At 46.1% G+C, this 17,683-nt stretch carries 22 protein-coding genes and 1 tRNA gene; 16 read left to right on the forward strand and 7 right to left on the reverse strand.

The genetic code is table 11. The annotated features are described in order from the left end of the window. Positions 1 to 355 precede the first annotated feature (355 nt). Positions 356 to 541 carry a HepT-like ribonuclease domain-containing protein gene (locus tag RIG27_RS13405; RefSeq protein ID WP_446345906.1) on the reverse strand — a complete coding sequence of 62 codons (186 nt, stop codon included), beginning with the start codon at positions 539 to 541 and terminating at the stop codon, positions 356 to 358. Positions 542 to 706: 165 nt separating this feature from the next. On the opposite strand from RIG27_RS13405, the gene RIG27_RS13410 reads away from it, so the two are divergent. From RIG27_RS13410 to RIG27_RS13425, 4 genes are all read left to right on the forward strand, one after another. After that, entirely contained in the window at positions 707 to 1,039 is a 333-nt protein-coding gene (locus RIG27_RS13410; RefSeq protein ID WP_446345847.1) for a DUF6883 domain-containing protein, read from the forward strand. After that, entirely contained in the window at positions 1,036 to 1,359 is a 324-nt protein-coding gene (locus tag RIG27_RS13415) for a DUF4926 domain-containing protein (RefSeq protein WP_446345849.1), read from the forward strand. Before RIG27_RS13410 ends, RIG27_RS13415 begins: the two co-directional genes overlap by 4 nt. Positions 1,360 to 1,731: 372 nt before the next feature. Continuing rightward, a complete protein-coding gene (locus RIG27_RS13420) occupies positions 1,732 to 3,084 on the forward strand; it encodes an AAA family ATPase (protein ID WP_446345851.1) in 1,353 nt (450 codons plus the stop codon). A 2-nt stretch (positions 3,085 to 3,086) separates the two neighbouring features. Continuing rightward, complete coding sequence (locus RIG27_RS13425; protein WP_446345852.1) at positions 3,087 to 4,010, forward strand: DUF4435 domain-containing protein; 924 nt, start codon at positions 3,087 to 3,089, stop codon at positions 4,008 to 4,010. Between the two features lie 341 nt (positions 4,011 to 4,351). Here the strand turns inward: RIG27_RS13425 and crtH are convergent, their stop codons facing one another. Then, on the reverse strand, positions 4,352 to 5,896 hold the full coding sequence (crtH, locus tag RIG27_RS13430) for a carotenoid isomerase (protein WP_446345854.1): 1,545 nt from the start codon (positions 5,894 to 5,896) through the stop codon (positions 4,352 to 4,354). A gap of 440 nt (positions 5,897 to 6,336) precedes the next feature. On the opposite strand from crtH, the gene upp reads away from it, so the two are divergent. Then, positions 6,337 to 6,987: a uracil phosphoribosyltransferase gene (gene upp, locus RIG27_RS13435; protein WP_446345856.1), complete on the forward strand. Its 651-nt coding sequence runs from the start codon at positions 6,337 to 6,339 to the stop codon at positions 6,985 to 6,987. On the opposite strand, the gene RIG27_RS13440 is transcribed toward upp, so the two are convergent. After that, positions 6,952 to 7,122, reverse strand: a complete 171-nt coding sequence (locus RIG27_RS13440) for a hypothetical protein (protein ID WP_446345858.1) — start codon at positions 7,120 to 7,122, stop codon at positions 6,952 to 6,954. The two genes, upp and RIG27_RS13440, sit on opposite strands and share 36 nt — an antisense overlap. Before the next feature lie 52 nt (positions 7,123 to 7,174). Here RIG27_RS13440 and RIG27_RS13445 point away from each other — a divergent pair, with 52 nt between their 5' ends. Then, positions 7,175 to 7,516, forward strand: a complete 342-nt coding sequence (locus RIG27_RS13445; protein WP_446345860.1) for a hypothetical protein — start codon at positions 7,175 to 7,177, stop codon at positions 7,514 to 7,516. A gap of 86 nt (positions 7,517 to 7,602) precedes the next feature. Continuing rightward, on the forward strand, positions 7,603 to 7,863 hold the full coding sequence (locus RIG27_RS13450) for a YggT family protein (RefSeq protein WP_006106652.1): 261 nt from the start codon (positions 7,603 to 7,605) through the stop codon (positions 7,861 to 7,863). Between the two features lie 40 nt (positions 7,864 to 7,903). On the opposite strand, the gene RIG27_RS13455 is transcribed toward RIG27_RS13450, so the two are convergent. Next, positions 7,904 to 8,338, reverse strand: coding sequence for a hypothetical protein (locus RIG27_RS13455; RefSeq protein WP_446345862.1), 435 nt, complete (start codon positions 8,336 to 8,338; stop codon positions 7,904 to 7,906). A 578-nt stretch (positions 8,339 to 8,916) separates the two neighbouring features. Beyond that, positions 8,917 to 9,603 (reverse strand): class I SAM-dependent methyltransferase, encoded by a 687-nt coding sequence (locus RIG27_RS13460; protein WP_446345908.1) that lies wholly within the window; start codon positions 9,601 to 9,603, stop codon positions 8,917 to 8,919. A 190-nt stretch (positions 9,604 to 9,793) separates the two neighbouring features. On the opposite strand from RIG27_RS13460, the gene RIG27_RS13465 reads away from it, so the two are divergent. The 7 genes from RIG27_RS13465 (at position 9,794) to RIG27_RS13495 (ending at position 13,358) form a co-directional block, all read left to right on the forward strand. Next, a complete protein-coding gene (locus tag RIG27_RS13465) occupies positions 9,794 to 10,744 on the forward strand; it encodes a hypothetical protein (protein WP_446345864.1) in 951 nt (316 codons plus the stop codon). Positions 10,745 to 10,815: 71 nt separating this feature from the next. After that, positions 10,816 to 10,886: transfer RNA gene (locus tag RIG27_RS13470), tRNA-Gly, on the forward strand. Positions 10,887 to 11,130: 244 nt separating this feature from the next. Then, positions 11,131 to 11,421 (forward strand): nucleotidyltransferase family protein, encoded by a 291-nt coding sequence (locus RIG27_RS13475; RefSeq protein ID WP_446345866.1) that lies wholly within the window; start codon positions 11,131 to 11,133, stop codon positions 11,419 to 11,421. Then, complete coding sequence (locus RIG27_RS13480; RefSeq protein WP_446345868.1) at positions 11,411 to 11,779, forward strand: HepT-like ribonuclease domain-containing protein; 369 nt, start codon at positions 11,411 to 11,413, stop codon at positions 11,777 to 11,779. Before RIG27_RS13475 ends, RIG27_RS13480 begins: the two co-directional genes overlap by 11 nt. Before the next feature lie 101 nt (positions 11,780 to 11,880). Further along, complete coding sequence (locus RIG27_RS13485; RefSeq protein WP_446345870.1) at positions 11,881 to 12,198, forward strand: nucleotidyltransferase family protein; 318 nt, start codon at positions 11,881 to 11,883, stop codon at positions 12,196 to 12,198. Between the two features lie 76 nt (positions 12,199 to 12,274). Beyond that, entirely contained in the window at positions 12,275 to 12,760 is a 486-nt protein-coding gene (locus RIG27_RS13490) for a helix-turn-helix domain-containing protein (protein ID WP_446345872.1), read from the forward strand. 229 nt (positions 12,761 to 12,989) lie between these two features. After that, positions 12,990 to 13,358: a hypothetical protein gene (locus tag RIG27_RS13495; RefSeq protein WP_446345874.1), complete on the forward strand. Its 369-nt coding sequence runs from the start codon at positions 12,990 to 12,992 to the stop codon at positions 13,356 to 13,358. Positions 13,359 to 13,600: 242 nt separating this feature from the next. Here the strand turns inward: RIG27_RS13495 and murG are convergent, their stop codons facing one another. Continuing rightward, a complete protein-coding gene (gene murG / locus RIG27_RS13500; RefSeq protein ID WP_446345876.1) occupies positions 13,601 to 14,668 on the reverse strand; it encodes an undecaprenyldiphospho-muramoylpentapeptide beta-N-acetylglucosaminyltransferase in 1,068 nt (355 codons plus the stop codon). Positions 14,669 to 14,988: 320 nt separating this feature from the next. On the opposite strand from murG, the gene RIG27_RS13505 reads away from it, so the two are divergent. Further along, complete coding sequence (locus RIG27_RS13505) at positions 14,989 to 15,741, forward strand: YybH family protein (protein ID WP_446345878.1); 753 nt, start codon at positions 14,989 to 14,991, stop codon at positions 15,739 to 15,741. 171 nt (positions 15,742 to 15,912) lie between these two features. Here the strand turns inward: RIG27_RS13505 and RIG27_RS13510 are convergent, their stop codons facing one another. Further along, complete coding sequence (locus RIG27_RS13510; protein WP_446345880.1) at positions 15,913 to 16,068, reverse strand: hypothetical protein; 156 nt, start codon at positions 16,066 to 16,068, stop codon at positions 15,913 to 15,915. Here RIG27_RS13510 and RIG27_RS13515 point away from each other — a divergent pair. Beyond that, positions 16,068 to 17,549 carry a CoA-acylating methylmalonate-semialdehyde dehydrogenase gene (locus RIG27_RS13515; RefSeq protein WP_446345882.1) on the forward strand — a complete coding sequence of 494 codons (1,482 nt, stop codon included), beginning with the start codon at positions 16,068 to 16,070 and terminating at the stop codon, positions 17,547 to 17,549. The two genes, RIG27_RS13510 and RIG27_RS13515, sit on opposite strands and share 1 nt — an antisense overlap. Positions 17,550 to 17,683: the final 134 nt, after the last annotated feature.

Here is a 17,683-nt window from a genome sequence, read left to right on the forward strand (position 1 = left end):
CTCTGGAGTTATCTAAATTAGGCTCAATACTTGGTAGTTTTCTACGGGTGTTTGGTTTAAGTATTGCCGCAAGGATAGATAATTGTAAGGTGTGTCGCGGAACTAAGAATCCCCGCACTTATAGGGCGGGGAGTGTCAAACGAATGACTGACATGCGCCCAATTCAATGGTAAAGTTCACCCCACCATTCCGAAGGGAGCGATAACATAATAGCACCACGCACAGCGCGATCGCACGCTCATCAGTTGGCGGATTTGGTGGTTCTCCTTGGAAAATTGTGTAGGGGCGGGTTTGACTACTATCTTTTCCGTTGCACCCAGATGAGACTAAACCCGCCCCTACTGAGGTTTATAGCCTACTCTTTCATTTCTGCAAGGCTAGTTTGCATTTGCTGGAGGAGTTGGGGAATGTTGATTTGAATGACTTCCCACAGAATTTTAATATCAACTTCTTTGTACTCATGAACAACTCGGTTACGCATTCCTCGAATTGCGTTAATAGGAATTTCTGGATGTACCCAGGGACTCTGGGGGAAAGAAATTGGCTGTCAAGTCGGGTTTCTCAGTCGCGGGGATGGGATAAAATGGGAATACTATCCTGAAGCTGTTGCATCATCCTAACCACGGAAACTGAAATCTTAGCTATGCTCCCCAATCTACCCCAAATTCTCCCGATGAATGAGAATCAAACCCAACGAGAATAAAATATGGTTTTCTTACCAAAAGACTCCATTATTAACCCATCAAAACTCACTCACTATTTACTCGTCCAACTGCCTAAAGATGATAAATCTAAATTCTTGGCACAGGCAGGATATACATTAGAGAATTGGCAACAACTCGAACAAGATTTAAGAACCCAAGTCCTCACTCAACCTGCTGAACCCATCGAAACCACCCCCTATGGTCAAAAATATAGGATTCGTGCAACATTGCGAGGTCAAAATGGCATTGAACTAAAAACCTTAACAATATGGATGACCAATAATAATGGAACCAGATTTGTAACCCTAGTACCCGACAAAGGAGAACATCAATGAAACCTCAACATCCTCTATTTTCCCAAGTTGCCCTCACTGGAGACTTGCCCCAATATCACCTCAAACGGGGTGATATTGCCACGATTGTTGAACATTATTCCACGCCAGAGTCCCAAGAAGATGGGTATAGTTTAGAAGGGTTTGATGTTCCTCAAATTACCATTGAAGTGACGGCATCACAGATTATGCCCCTGAGTGACTATTTAAGAGAAGAAGCAATTTTAAGTAAATTTCGCAACCTGTCAGAACACCGACAAAAACAACTGGAAGAATACCTTGATTTTCTTTTGCAAAAAGACCAAACGACTCCGGTGAATTAAGAAATTGAGGTTTTAGCGTCTGTGGGGGAAAAAGAAACCGGGTTTCTATCAAATTTTACCGGACTATCCCTCGGTCACGGCTGCCCTGCAAGCGGCTCAAACCTGGTTACGGGGTTTATCTTCTGATGATGTTCTCCACTGGCTGCAACATGACCTGAAGGCGACGGAGGAAGAAGTGGAAGCAGTGAAAGACCGTTTGTATTTATTTGAGGATGACCCCCCCTTCGCAGAAGCCTATTATTGGTCAGCGTTTACGGCTATCGGTTTATAATTGGGGATGACCGTCAAGATGATTTCTAAAGTGATTTGATAAATTAAATGTATATTGACCTCAAGCGAATTCGGATAGAGTGTCTCTTTGACGCTTATAATTTGGATGTCCCCATTCAAGACAATACTTTAATCATAGTTGGTGAAAATGGATCGGGTAAAAGTACACTGATTAATTTATTATATTACACCTTAACGGCTCAGTGGGAACGTCTAGCCCAGCTTCGCTTTCATTCCTGCATTGTTACAATTGGCAATGAAGAATATATCCTCAAAAGAGAAGATTTACCCGCTGCTCAAAATATGAGCCGTAGCCGTCAAAGATTCGTTCTTAAGTATTTTGAAAATAGGTTATCTGCACAAGAACTTGAAAGTCTGCTCAATGAATTAGCCGAGCATGGCTCAAAATACTGGTTGTCAAAAAACAGATTTATGGGATTAAGACATAAATTCCCTGAAATTTCACCTGGAGCATTGCGAGATATAGCTAAAATCAATCCAAATTTTGCATCTTTAGATGAAAATGAAGAAAGCAAGGTTACAGATAGACTGGCTGAAGCTGTCCAATCTAACTCTAAAGAACAAGTCTTATTTTTGCCCACTTATCGCAGGATTGAAAAAGAATTAAGCGATGTTTTTCCTGATATAGACTTGGATGATGTCTTCCCTTTTTCTAAAACTAATCGTTATCGGAAGAAGCCACGATCTGGATATGTCGAACTGGTTGAGTTTGGTATGGAAGATGTAATTCGGGCATTTGACTCAACCTTATCAGACTTGGATCAAAATTTTCGCACTGAACTGAATCGATTGACTGGGAGTTACTTAGGGGATATTATTCGTAATAACTATAAAAATGTTGAGGCATCTCAACTGTCTACTGAAGAATTTACGGAAACAATCAAGGTGATGCTTCCTCGGATTGGGGATATTCTTTCAGAAGGCGATCGCAAAAAACTGGGAGAACTCCTTGAAAATGTAAAAATCAACAAAGATTTATCAGAAGAACAACGGGTTCCCGCTTATTTTTTGACTCGTTTGGTCGAAATTCATAAAATTCAACAGGAAAAGGAACGCCCAATTAGAAACCTAGTTGATTTGGTCAATCAGTATCTCAGCAACAAAGAGCTAGAATTCAACCCCAGTAAATTTAAGTTAGCTATTAAACGCAAAAGCAAAGATATGGAAGTACCAATACCAGGTTTATCATCTGGGGAAAAGCAAATTATCTCATTATTTTCTCATATATTTTTAAGTGATTATAGTCAGTATTTTTTGGTCATTGATGAACCAGAATTATCCATATCTGTCCCTTGGCAACGCCGATTTCTTCAGGACTTGAAAGATACCGAAAAATGCTCTGGTTTAATTGCCGTGACTCATTCTCCTTTTGTGTTTGAAAATTCACTGGCGGAATATGCACATTCTATCAGTGAGTTTATCGAGGAGATTTGAAGATGTCATCTTTCTTGGATGCTTTGAAGGCTGCACCGAAATCATCCCAAGCTAAATTAAATATATTTCTCCTAAGTTTTCAACCCCAAGGTCAGGCGATCGCAATTTTTCTGGAGGGACGCGACGATCCTTCCTTGATCCGAGTCAACGTTCAACGCTTCGCTGAACAGAAGGCTTTATCGGTCGAAACGATTATATTGGGGAATAAAAAGGAAGTGTTGAATGCTTATGATTATCTAGGCAAACGATTTCCAAACAACCCCAGAATCATGTTTTTTGTGGATAAAGATCATGATGACTTCATCGGTGAAACTCGGGGAACAAAAACTCAGCAAGGCTTATTCGTCACCCAACACTACTCTATTGAGAATTATCTGGTTTCAGAAACAGCTATTGCCACGATATTAACCGATTGTTGGGGTTTGGATTCATCCAGTGATGCGATCAGAATCGCCTGCCAAAAATTTAATCAATTGCAACAGGATTATCGTCAAGTTTTTTTGCCGTGGATGGCGTGGCTTTTAGCTACTCGTCGATTAGGAGAAAAACCCAACACCAATAATATAAACATTTCCATCCTGACTCTCGATATAAATTATCAAATTCGGCTCAACTGGCAACCTGACATTTTTGCTCACTTAGGGAGAGTCTGTAATGTCAATATCCAGCCCGATCCGAGGACAATTAACTCCACCAGCAGAGAACTGGAAGCGTTACCGACAAAAGTTTGGTTGCGGGGAAAACAAGAACTCTGGTGTTTAATTAAGTTTCTGAATCGACTGGAAAAAGAGGTCAAAACCGGAAAAGTCAAGCTAAAAATTAGATCGCCGATCAATATCAAAAATATCGTAGAATTGCTGGCCCCCCGTCTACCCTGTCCTTCAGACTTGAGAGATTACCTAGCCAATAGACTCGGTAGTTTATAGATGACCCCCCCTTCGGGAAAGCCTGTTATTGCTCAGACTTGACGGCGATCGGTTTATAATGGGGCGGAGTTGAGCGATGATGAGGTCAGACGATGCCCACCGCTGAAAATGAACGAATTGTGCAGGCTTTTTTTTACCGTAGAGAAGTTGCTCTCATCCTTGTAGTGCGAGCCAGCAAGCTCGCTACCCATTCCCAATTTAAATGCATGAAAGCTTAACTTACCAAAGTTCAGTAATGGTACGTTACGCTTTGCTAACTCAGTAATGGTGCGTTACGCTTCGCTAACGCACCCTACAATTCGCCTACAATTTGATGGTTGAAAATGGGGCAAAATCTGAGCTTACAACCCCAAATCCACCGCCACCCGATGGGCGCAAGCAAACCCAGAAAACGCCACGGCATTCAACCCTTGTCCGGGAAATGTACTATCCCCCACACAATATAATCCCGGAATCGCTGTCCGATTAAACGGCATTCCCAATAACCCCCTTAACTTGCGGCGCGGAATCGGTCCATAGGTGCCATCCTCACGCCCTAAAAACCGTCGATGACTGCGGGCGGTTCCTACTTCCATATAATCCAATCCCGCATCTAAACCGGGAAAAATTGCCTCCAATCGTTCAATAATTCGCCCAGCCGCTTCTTCCTTTTTCTCCTCATACTCCTTCGCCGATAATCCCTGCCAATTCTCCATCCAACTGGGCGTAAAGGTATGCATAATATGATAGCCTTCCGGGGCTAAGTCCGGGTCAAGTAACGTCGGAATAGACACAAAAATTGTCCCCTCATCCGCTTCCATCTTGTCCCATTCTTCCAATAAAATATGGTGACATTCTGTTCCGGGCGGGAAAACCTTTTCTTCAACCCCTAAATGCAAACTCAAAAAACTGGGTGATTTCTGATACCGCTGCTGCCATTTTTCCTCACTGGCAGGCATCTGTTCTGGGGGCAATAATTTCTCAAACGTATCCCAGCGTGTCGCATTAGACACCACCCGCTTTGCCCGATACTCTTCCCCCGTGGCTAACCGCACACCCACAGCTTTACCCTGTTCGGTTAAAATTTCACTGACTCTGGCGGAATAGCGAATTTGTCCCCCAGCTTTCTCCAATCCCTCAACTAATTTCTGGGCAATTTCACCCACACCCCCTTTAGGATAATTAATTCCCCCATAATGGCGGTCAGAAAACACCATCCCCGCATTAATCATCGGTGTCTTATCCGCAGGTACGACTGACCAACAGTAACATTCCATATCAATAAACTGGAGTAACTGAGGGTCATTAATATAGCGACGGGCAATGTCTCCCGCATTCTGGGGCAAATATTTTACTAATCCTAAACAGGCTAAAGGATGCTGGAAAAACACCCGCATCAGATAGCGCAGTTCTTCTAGAGACAGCAATTCCATCGCGTTGAGGCAATTAAATACCTTCCAGCATTCATCATAAAATTGCCGAATTCCCCGTCGTTCGTGGGGGAAACGTTCTGTCAATTCGTGTAAGAATTTCTCATAGTCTCGATGAACTTTCAGGTCTAAGCCTTCCGGTAGATGATAGTGAATCTGAACCTCATCGGGAATTGTTTCTACACCAACATTTACCGCATCTAAGGCTTTAGTCAACAGATTCGTGGTTCCTTCACTCCCAAAACCAAAAATCATCGACGCGCCAACATCGAATCGATAGCCTTCGCGTTCAAAGTAGCCAGCACTACCACCCGGAATCAGATAGCGTTCCAGTACCAGCACCTTGGCATCCTTAGCGGCTAACTGAGTCGCCGTCACGAGTCCGCCAATACCAGAACCAACGACGATGACATCAAATAAAGAGGTTTCGTTCGGAGCGTGATTAGTTGACGAAGGAGATTGAGAAGCAATAGCCATGAATTATCAGACGAGAGAGGTCTTTTACAAATTCGAGTTTAACTTTTCTCTATTCTCCCTTCCAGATGTGCTGTTTGTGTCTCTAAATGAACCCCTACGCCCCTACACCCCTACACCCCTACACCCCTACACCCCTACACCCCTACACCCCTACACCCCTACACCCCTACACCCCTACACCCCTACACCCCTACACCCCCCAAAAAAAAGAGGGTGGTTCAGGCTGCTACCGCTTGCCCGTCCCACCTACCAATCCTTAATGAGAGGAGAACACTGAGGACTACTATATCCTTGTTGAAAATTAATGTCAACACTAATGCAAATAATTGGCAATAAACGGGCAAATACAGCATTTAGCCCGGATACCATCTCGGCAGTCGGGAAAAAAAGCATTATCATGATTCAGTTTAGGTATTCCTTCGTCGTTATCAGTTTCTACTATGGCTCCCCAATTGCGTGTTTATGTTCCCCCTCACCCCCTAATCAAGCACTGGCTTGGCGTTGCCCGTGATGCGGCGACACCATCCCCCTTATTCAAAAGTGCGATGACGGAGTTAGGGCGATGGCTCACCTACGAAGCGATTCGAGACTGGCTACCGACGGAAGAGTTGATGGTGCAGACTCCCCTAGCACCTTGTCCAGCCACAATGGTGAATCCAGATACTCCTTTAGTCGTCGTGCCGATTTTACGGGCGGGATTAGCCTTATTAGAAGGGGCACAAACCTTATTGCCCTTGGCATCCATTTACCATCTAGGCATGGTGCGCGATGAAGGAACGTTAGAAGCAAAGTGTTATTTAAATAAATTGCCCCAACAATTTGATCCGGGTACACGTATCTTAATTACCGAACCTATGCTTGCCACTGGGGGTACAATGATGTCCGCGATCGCAGAACTGACTAAGCGAGGTGCTGACCCAGCATTTATCCGGATTCTCAGCGTGGTTGCAGCTCCACCCGCCTTGCAAAAGTTAGGGGCTAATTATCCCACTTTAACCATATACACCGCCACAATTGACGAAGAATTAAGCCAGCAAGGATTTATAGTGCCAGGATTAGGAGATGCAGGCGATCGCGCTTTTGGCACATGAAATTAGGGGGAAAGCTGGGGTTGTAGAGACGTGCCATGGCACGTCTGGGAGCAGGGGAAGATGAGGGGTAAACGAATGACAAATGACGAATGACGAATGACAAATGACGAAGATGTAGGCATCTGCATCAGCCAACCGTTAATCTGGAAAAGCAGTTGCGTTTTATTTCAAGGGTACGAAAGGAAAAATGAGTCAGCGCGATGGTTTTACAGGCGGACTTCTGGCGGGAATCGCTATCGGGGGAGTAGTCGGTGGCGTTATCGGAGCCATATTAGCCGGACAACGCAATAATAGCGATGAAGATGCCGATCAGTCTTTACTCAAGTCCCGCCTTTCCGAAAAGAAAGCGATGAAGGGTAAAAAGTCTCAGCTCAACTCCGAGGAGAGCATTGAAGCGGCACGTCGCAGTTTAGAAGACAAAATTGCCCAGCTTAATACAGCGATTGATGATGTGCGCCAGCAATTGGGTCCGGTGAATGGGAGTGGGAGTACTGAACTCACCGATAGGGAAGGTTCCCTCGATTCCTGAGCCAGAATGGAGTGATATCAGTTAAACTGGCTAGAAAGGCACTATCATATCAGCCCTCTAAACCTAGTAAGGAACTATTTCAATTTATGCCTACAGCACTTGTAACCGAAAGTCTCGCCAATTTCCTCAACATCTATTTACTGCTGATATTTGTCCGCATTCTGTTAACCTGGTTCCCCACGGTTGAATGGATGAACCAGGTGGCTGGATTCCTCAGCCCAATTACTGACCCTTACCTGAATATTTTCCGCTCCTTTATTCCGCCGATTGGAGGTTTGGACTTATCTCCTCTTTTGGCGATTATTGTCTTGCAACTTATCGCTGGACTGTTTGGAGGTATGGCATAGTCTTGGGTTAGATATTAATGACAGTCAACACGCTTTTTTTTTAGCGGCGGACTTTGCCCGTAAAGCCAGACGCTTTGAATTGTTCAAGCTGCAAGGGGGTTGGTTGATTAGCCGAAACCGTAATTCGCACTTCAAAATCACTAACGCCCGGTGGGACTTCATCAATAGCGCCCAGCCGGGTACGATTTTGAAAGACGGGATTATGATTGGCATCGTAGATTCGACCAAAAATGTCAGCGTTGATCACGGGTTTACCTGACTTGTTGATGGCTTTACCTGTAATGATGTAGCAATTGGCGGCTTGGATGGAACCGGGCGTGACCAACCCTTCGGAAAACTTGGAGGGACATTCTTGGTAAGACAGATCAGACAGTTCCACCTGAACGAAGGCAAACGCGGCAGGGGCAATAACCCAACTGATTAGCCAAAACAGACAAGCAACGGCAACGGTAGTAAACCAACATTGAATTCGCATAACCAATAGTAATAATTATCTTAACGGAATCATTCCATTTCTCAGCATAGCGCGAATCCAGCCGCAAACAGTCCATTAGGCTGCTGAATCGTCTACTGAGAGATTATCTTCTAATGGGCCCTGTAGTCGGGAATAAACTACCCAGACCTGCTCACGCGGAGGTCTGGGTTTTCAGTAGCCCTGAAGTCATCGAACAAGTTAAGCTGAACGTATTTGGGAGTTCTGTTTAACTTACACGATAACCCCGTGCCTCCAGGCTGGTTTATAAACAGCCCCACAAGTGCAATATTATTGGCTCCGTTGTTTGAAAAGGCAACCTTTCGGTTAGCCGCTACTCTTGCACAAGCGTCATTATACCACATCATTTAGCTATTTGCCCACAACAGAACAATGATAAGAGCCAAACATGACCCTACCAAAAAGAAGAACACAGTTGGGTTAAATGGGTGATTTTGATCAACTGAAATTACTGTTTTCCTGCCAGGAAGAGACGCCTGTAGATATACTTGTACTCTAATCTCAGAAGTCCTAAACACAACACTGGAATGATTCATCGCTGGCTCACATCCTTAATCGGACTAACTGACAGATTCTATTGGTTTCTGAAATATCATTAAATGCTGCTGGGGTAAGAACTCTTTAGTTTCCAGCCATTGCAACCCCACCGCATTCATTTCTTTACGTGCTTGTCTCTGAGTCATTTTATGCAGCGCTTTAATCGGAATCAAGGGATTCTCCCGGCGATATTCCACCAGTACAACTCGTCCACCTGGTTTTAGCGATCGCACAATTCCACTCATCATTTCTCTTGGATAGGCAAATTCGTGATAAGCATCGACCATCAAGGCTAAATCAACGGTTTCTTCCGGTAAATTTGGGTCAGTGGTACTCCCTAAGATTGGCTCAACATTGGTCACATTGTTCTCGGTTTTCAGGAATTCGATCATATCCAGCATCTCCGGTTGAATATCCACCGCCAATACCTTACCCTGAGAGACAAGAGGACTGATGCGAAAACTAAAATAACCTGTACCGGCACCAATATCTGCCACAATATCCGTGGGTTTTAGGTTCAACGCCTCAATCACCTGCTGTGGCTGTTCTGTCGTCTGACGGCTGGGGCGTTCTAACCAAAGGGCTTCGGTATGTCCCATAACTTTGGCAATCTCTCGACCCCTATAAAATTTACCAATACCATCAGCGCTGTGAACCAGTCGATAATGATAGATGGTGTCCGATTCGGCTGCGGTTGTGGGTAAGGTCATTCTCCATCCACTGAGGATTAGTCCGACTAGGAGAACAGAAGCAATAATAATAATCTTGAACCTAGACAAGCGATAAGTATTCATCGGTCACGACTGTCATTGGGCGATCGCGTAAAGAAAGCTAAGACTTGATCCAGATGCTCAGTGGCTATTTGGCAGTATGGAATAAAAGCATCCCAACCTGATTGTAATGACACAACCAACACTAAACCAACCTCAGATACCCCAACGCCTTCATACTGACCCCCCAGCGCTATGGAAAACCGTTATTCTAAGTTCTGTGGCGATTCATCTGGTTGGCTTGGGGTTATTGCGTCTGGCGCTATTGGGACGCTTTCAGGATTGGCGGTTGAGTCAACGACTGATTCCCGTTGAGATGATTGCGATCGCCTCAAATGCTACCATGCCAACTCCAGCGACTCAATCTCCGCCTTCTTCAGTATCCCAAAAAACACCAGCGCAGAGTCCTGAGAGTCAACCCGAATCAGCACCACAGACAAATCGCCCGACTCAGGCGATCGCAAACACTACTCAGGAAACCCGTCAGCCTTCACCGACAACGGTTTCCTCGCCCAACTCACCGAACCCAACCCCAACCCCGTCGCCAACCTCCACCACCTTTGAAGGGATGGGAGAAACGCCGTCTCCTCAGTCATCAGAGAAACCTCCAAACCCAACTCCGCCTAGTAGTCCATCTCCTACTCCATCGCCAGAGGAATCAACAAAACCCACGTCACCAGAAAACCAGTCGGGTGGGGGCTTCATTGCTTCTATTAATGAACTCAGGATTGTGAGTAGCGGGGGTGGTTCTATTATCAATCCGCAACGCAATCCGGGCGATCGACTTGCCGAAATCCAAACAGAGAGTCAACCCCTCTCGGTGGATGAACTCACGTCCCTAGAGATTACTCTGGAGCAACCTGTGGTTCTCAAGGTTATCGTTTTTATCAATGATAGGGGCAAAGCTGAGGTTATACCCGATAAGACACAAGTGCAACAAGGAACGCTGAGTCAAGAGCAAGCGACGAAACTCGCCAACCAGATTATTGCTGATTGGGAGTTTTCACCAACCTATATGGCATATAGCCCTGTGTACGGATCGTACTCCCTGACCCTAGAAATTGATCCCCTAGGGAATTGAGCCGATAATTTTGGTGGAAACTTGCCAAACTTGTGCGATCGTGGTTTATACTAGAAAAGTTATGAGTGCCTGCGGGCATAGTTTAGTGGTAAAACCTCAGCCTTCCAAGCTGATGATGCGAGTTCGATTCTCGCTGCCCGCTTTTGTCAAGTTGTACAATAACTAATTATTTGTCATTGGTAACAGATTGCTGTCATAGAGATGATTTATATCTTGTCAGGACAGTTTCTCCTAAATAGCTGTGACAAATTAATGCCATCCTGATTCATTCAGCTTCGCATCTGAACCAAAAAACGACCCAATGGGGAAGAAGACGATTCATCAGAAGTTGGTGGAGTTGGCATGTTGGCATCGGCAATTCAGGGGAATTTTTAGGAGTTGGTGGGATGAGACGGGCTGAATTAGAGGCTAGGTTACGGGAATATCGCCAAGAGTTACGGCAATATGGGGTAAAGTCGCTGGCGGTGTTTGGTTCTGTGGCGCGGGAGGAGGCGACACAGACAAGTGATGTTGATTTGTTGGTGGAGTTTGACGGGGTGGTGACATTTGATCGCTATATGGATTTGAAATTTTTTCTAGAGGATGGTTTGGGGCGATCAGTGGATTTGGTGAGTGTGAAAATGTTGAAACCTCAGATCCGAGAAACGGTGCTAACAGAGGCAATCAATGTCTCGTAGTTTGCGACTGTATTTTGACGATCTTCTGATGGCGGGTGAAAAGGTAATGCGCTACACGGTGGGGATGGAGTTTGCCGAGTTTGTAGCAGATGAGCGTACATTTGATGCTGTAGTGCGGAATTTGCAGATTATCGGAGAGGCGGTTAAACAGATTCCATTGGAGATGCGAGAACGCTATCCCCAAGTGGAATGGCGCAAAATTGCAGGGTTACGGGATGTATTGGCTCATACTTATTTCAGTTTAGAGAATGAGACAATCTGGGATGTGGTGCAAACCAAGGTTCCCCGGTTACTTGATGAGGTTCGGGAGATTGTCAAGCGAGAGTTTGCAGACGTTAAAGATGGCGATAAGAAGTAAGAAAGTCGGAGTTGTTGTTTGTTGATCAGTAGTGGAATAAAAGTCAACGGTACGCTGATTAACTTTTGTAAAAGTACGCGATCGCTAAATAACGAATAACGATGAACCTCAAGCCATCCCCACCCACCCTCGATCGCCTCCTCGATCGCCTACGCCAAGCCCTCCCGGAACTCAAACAACGCTACGGGATTACCCAACTCGGCGTGTTTGGTTCTTATGTACGCGGCGAACAAACCCCGAACAGTGATTTGGATCTTCTGGTTGAATTTGACCCGGATCGCCGCTTTGGTTTGCTAACCTTCTGCGAACTGGAAAACCAACTCAGCGATCGCTTGGGGGTTAAAGTTGATCTGGTGATGAAAACCGGACTCAAATTTCGCATCGGTGAACGAATTCTAGCCGAGGTACAGTATCTATGACTCGCGATGCGACCGACTATCTGCGGGATATCCTGGAAAATATCGACAAAATGATTCTCGGAGAGGAAGATATCGTATGAAGGAGGGCAACAAGTACCAGCCACTCCTTGAATTTCTGCGTGACAGTAATCAAGACGAAGTAACCCTAACTTTTGCAGAAATCGAGGCGCTAATAAACAACACCTTACCCGACTCAGCACGAACTAAACGGGCATGGTGGAGCAATCGCAGCAAAGGCGCTCTGCAAGCCTCAGCTTGGATGGAAGCAGGTTATCGTGCTGAGGATATCGACTTGGAGCAAGAGCGTGTCACATTTCGCAAACCTCCTCCAAAAACTCAAGTTCCGCGTGTGAGCGATACAGGAGTGTGGAACAGTGAACTGATCAAGGCTTTAAGGCTTCATATCGGTTTGACACAGGCAGAATTTGCCAAACAGCTAGGTGTGCGTCAGCAAACAGTGAGTGAATGGGAAAATGGAGTCTATGAGCCGACTCGTTCAAAGTCAAAACATTTGGAATTAGTTGCTCAGACGGTTGGGTTTACATACGAGGACATGAGCTAAAAAGTTAAAGTTAAGCCTTAACATTTACCCGCTCAGCGTGTATAATAGACAGAGTATCATCTAACTCTGGCAATAATCAACGATCACCAAACTTAGACCTCAAAACCACTCCCATGAGTTTGACCTAACCCCCCAATCCCCTTACCTGCAAGGGAAGGAAGACTCCCCTCGCCTTTTAGGAGAGGGGCTGGGGGAGAGGTTCTTCTAAATTTCGCCCAACCCTACAGCCATGCAACCTTTACGTCATCGCATCAACCCCAAAACCTTCGTCATCACCCTCAGACAAATCGCCAAACTCCTAAACATTCCCCAAGAGCGCATCCTCAACTGGGAAAAATGGCATAACGTCCTATGGGTACATATCAAAGGAATCGGCGGCTACTTCGTCAGTTACCGCAAATTAGAACAGTGGATTGCCGCTTGTCGCGCTTTGATGCGCTGTTGTCCCCGCCTCAACGCCCTCAAACTCCTGTGGAAGTCCATTGAGCGAGAAGCACAACGCTATACCGAAGAAGCATTCTCCCGACTCGAAGCCTTATGGCAGCAACGATACATCAATTTGTTCAACCGCCAAAAACCTAAACCTGTCAAAAGTTAGCCTCCAGTCGTTTAGTTTTCCGGTTAACGTCTGGCTTCCCTATCCCAGGCTATTCTAACAATAAGCTGTATAGTTTTATCGACTCTACTCACCTAACAACGGCTTGAACTTGCCACAAGGGTTAGCACTGTCAAAACTCTAAGTTTCATCGTGTTTGCTGGTATGTACTTTTAGTTTTTTATTCCGCGTCAATTTCCGATAAACTGGACTACTTTTGCCGATGCGATTGTCGGAAATTACGCTTATTTTTTCTCCACAAGCCGACGCACCAACATTGCTAATTGTTCTGCACTATCCGTCACTGCTAATGATGCCGCTTTTTCTGCCATTTGCTGGAGAATGTCCGGAGATTTGAGCAAATAAGATACCTTACTTTCGAGTAACTCAGGACTGAGTTCAGATTGAGGAAAAACCAAAGCCGCTCCCTTTTGGGCAAAACTAGCGGCATTAAAAGTTTGGTGGTCTTCTGCGGCGTAAGGATAAGGAATTAAAATAGCAGGGGTTCCCGTTGTCGCCAATTCTGTTAACGAACCCGCACCCGCCCGACTAATGGCTAAATTCGCCCGTTGCAGTAGCGCTGCCATGTTGTTGTAAAATGGCAGTTCAATATAGTGGGGATGCTGTAAGGTGGAAGCCTCTGGGTCTTTTTCTCCGGTTAAATGGATTATCCACGCGCCCATCTCAAACCAAGTCTTGGCACATTGACGCACGAGTTGATTTACGCTAACCGCCCCTTGAGAACCGCCAACGACGACGATTAAAGGCGCATCGTCGGGAATCGGCAAGTCTAACGGCTGAGGCTTATAGAAATCAGCCCGAACCGGTGTACCAACGGTGACGGTTTGGGCTTTGGGTAAATACTTGGAAGCGGCGTCAAATCCGATCGCCACCTGATCACAGAAGGGACTCAGCCAGCGGGTGACTTTTCCGGGAATGGCGTTGGATTCATGTAAAATGACAGGCAATCCCTGTAACCGTGCCGCGACGATCGCAGGTCCAGCAATATAACCGCCTGTGGTAAACAGAGCATCAAATTGCCTAGTATGGATTAGTCGCTGCACCTGTCGGATGGAACCAACGAGACGTCCAAAAACGCGAACCGTATTTAGTCCCAAGGGTTTCTGAAAGCCTTCAACCGAAATCGTGTGCAGGGGATAGTGTTGGGGAATCAGCGATTGTTCCACACGGTTCGGCACGCCCAGCCACTCAATTTGGTACTCTGGTAACTGTTGAGCTAACGCCAGCGCCGGAAATAAATGTCCTCCTGTGCCACTGGCAGCAATCAATAAGCGAATTGGAGTGTCAGCCAAGGTCGTTGTTCCTCCTAAAGGCGACTATTCTGTCGAGTTAAAATCGAAAATTGGTAGTAAAGCAAGCGAATATACCATCTTATCTGTCCAATTGGAAGCCAATTTCTTTATATAAACTATTTCCTACGATGCCCCTAATGCACAATCCGGTCAATTTATTTCGTCGCGTTTCCCGTTCCTTGAGCGTACTTTTCACGGGATATAGAAAACCTCTCTCCAAACCTCTCTCCGGCAAGGAGAGAGGCTTTGAATTCTCCCCAAGGTTTGAAAAGTCAGGTTCCTTGAGCGCGAAAACCAAGGCGTATTCCCTGAATGGGTCTATGATTTTGTTCTTCGCGGTGGGTTTAACTGTGGGATGGGCAACGGCGACAAAAGCCGAAGATCCCGCAACCGCCCCACCTCAGATTAAAGAACTCCTGGCGCAAATCGATGCAGCCGCCAATCGCCGGGATGTGGAGGGCGTGATGCAGTTTTATAGCCAGAATTTCAAACATTCTGACGGTTTGACTCACGCCCAGATGGAGGAAGCCCTGAAGCAACTGTGGGAACGCTATCCTCAATTGACGTATCGCACCGAGTTACAGTCTTGGGACAATCAAGGTGATGGGATTGTGGCGGAGACAGTCACCACTGTAACCGGAACTCAGCCCAACAACGGTACAATGGTGAAACTCGAATCTATGTTGCGATCGCGCCAACGTTACGAAAATCAAAAAATCGTCTCATCGGAAATTTTGGCAGAACGTTCCCAACTGACATCTGGCGTCAATCCTCCCAACCTGCAAGTGATTTTACCGGAACAGGTGCGTATTGGTCAGTCGTTTAACTTTGATGCGATTGTCCAAGAACCCCTGGGAGATAACCTACTATTGGGAACAGCCTTAGAAGAACCGATTAGTCGCGATCGCTACAACCAACCCAGTGACTTTGAATTGGATTTACTATCCGCAGGCGGGATTTTTAAAGTGGGGCGAGCGCCCTTAACTCCCCAGGATCGCTGGATTTCAGCCGTTTTGATTCGCGGTGATGGGATGACGATGATTACTCGACGCTTGAATGTTGTTGATCGGTAATTTGTCATTTGTCATTTGTCATTCGTCATTCGTCATTCGTCATTTGTCATTTGTCATTTGTCATTTGTCATTCGTCATTTGTCAGGGAACAGGGAACAGGCAATGGGCAATAGGCAATAGGCAATAGGCAATAGGCAATAGGCAATAGGCAAGGTAGAGTTTTGAGTTAACTTACTCATCTCCCCCAGCTTCCCCAGCTTCCCCAGCTCCCCCAGCTTCCCCAGCTTCCCCAGCTTCCCCAGCTTCCCCAGCTCCCCCAGCTTCCCCAGCTTCCCCAGCTTCCCCAGCTCCCCCATCTCCCCTTGCTCCCCCATTTTGGAGAACCAATGGTGCATCTAAAAAATCTGTTACCGAACTATATCAATGGCAAATGGTGTCCCTCCAGCGCCACTGAATCGCTTCAGGTGGTTAATCCGGCTACGGTTGATGTTTTAGCCCAAGTTCCGTTATCGCCTCAAGATGATGTAGATACGGCGGCGGCGGCGGCGGCGGTTGCTTTTTCCGATTGGCGTCGAATTCCTCCACCAACCCGAGTCCAATATCTGTTTAAACTCAAGGTTTTATTAGACGAGAATTTAGACGACTTAGCCCAGACGATTACCCTGGAATGCGGTAAAACCCTAAAGGAATCAAAAGCTGAATTACGACGGGCAATTGAAAATGTGGAAGTCGCCTGTGGAATTCCAATGCTGATGCAGGGGTATAACCTGGAAGATGTTGCCCGGGGGATTGATGAAATCATGATTCGTCAACCTGTGGGAGTAATCGCGATTATTTCGCCATTCAATTTTCCGGGTATGATTCCCTTTTGGTTTCTACCTTATGCGATCGCCTGCGGGAATACCTGTATCGTTAAACCTTCGGAAAAAGTTCCGTTGACGATGCAAAAGGTGTTTGAGTTGTTAGAAGCGACGGGATTACCTAAAGGGGTAGTTAATCTGGTGAATGGGGCAAAAGCGGTGGTGGATGGGATTTTAGAACATCCCAAAATTCGCGCCATTAGTTTTGTCGGATCATCCCCGGTGGCACAGTATGTATACAGCAAAGGAGCCGCTCACGGCAAGCGGGTGCAATGTCAGGGAGGGGCAAAAAATCCCCTGATTGTCCTCCCGGATGCGGATATGGAAATGACGACTCGAATTGCTGCCGATAGTGCCTTTGGCTGTGCGGGACAACGGTGTCTGGCGGCGTCTGTGGCGGTTACTGTGGGGGAAGCACGGCATAGTTTTACCGATGCGATCGCGTCTGCGGCTCAAACTCGTGTCGTCGGCTATGGGTTGGATGAAGGGGTGGAAATGGGACCGGTGATTAGCCGTGACAGTCAAACTCGGATTGAGGGATTGATTCAACAGGGCGCTGATGAAGGCGCAAAGGTATTAGTAGACGGGCGCAAGGTGAAGATTTCCGGGTATGAGCAAGGGAATTTTATTCGACCCACAATTCTGGAAAATGTCAACCCCGACAGTTCTCTATCTCAAACTGAAATATTTGGTCCGGTGTTGAGTTTAATGCATCTCGACACCATTGAAGACGCGATCGCATTAGTTAACGGGGGTCAATGGGGAAATATGGCGTGTTTATTTACTACCAGTGGTGCCGCCGCGCGACAGTTTCGTTATGAAGCCGAAGCGGGAAATATTGGTATTAATATTGGCGTAGCCGCACCGATGGCATTCTTTCCCTTTAGTGGTTGGAAAAATAGTTTTTATGGGGATTTACATGGACAAGGGCGACAAGCCGTTGAGTTTTTTACCCAAACAAAAGTGGTGGTAGAACGCTGGTTTAAAGATTGGTCTCGTCAGTTTTAAAGGAACCTCCAATGAATGATGATCAAGTAATCCTGGCGACTGGAAATCAGAGCAAAATTGTCAAAATTGTAGGGTGTGTTAGCGTTCGCGAAGCGTTCCCGAAGGGTAGCGTAACGCACCAGATTTAGGTTGTA

It is taken from the genome of Coleofasciculus sp. F4-SAH-05 (assembly GCF_040222985.1).
Taxonomy (GTDB): Bacteria; Cyanobacteriota; Cyanobacteriia; order Cyanobacteriales; family Coleofasciculaceae; genus Coleofasciculus; species Coleofasciculus chthonoplastes.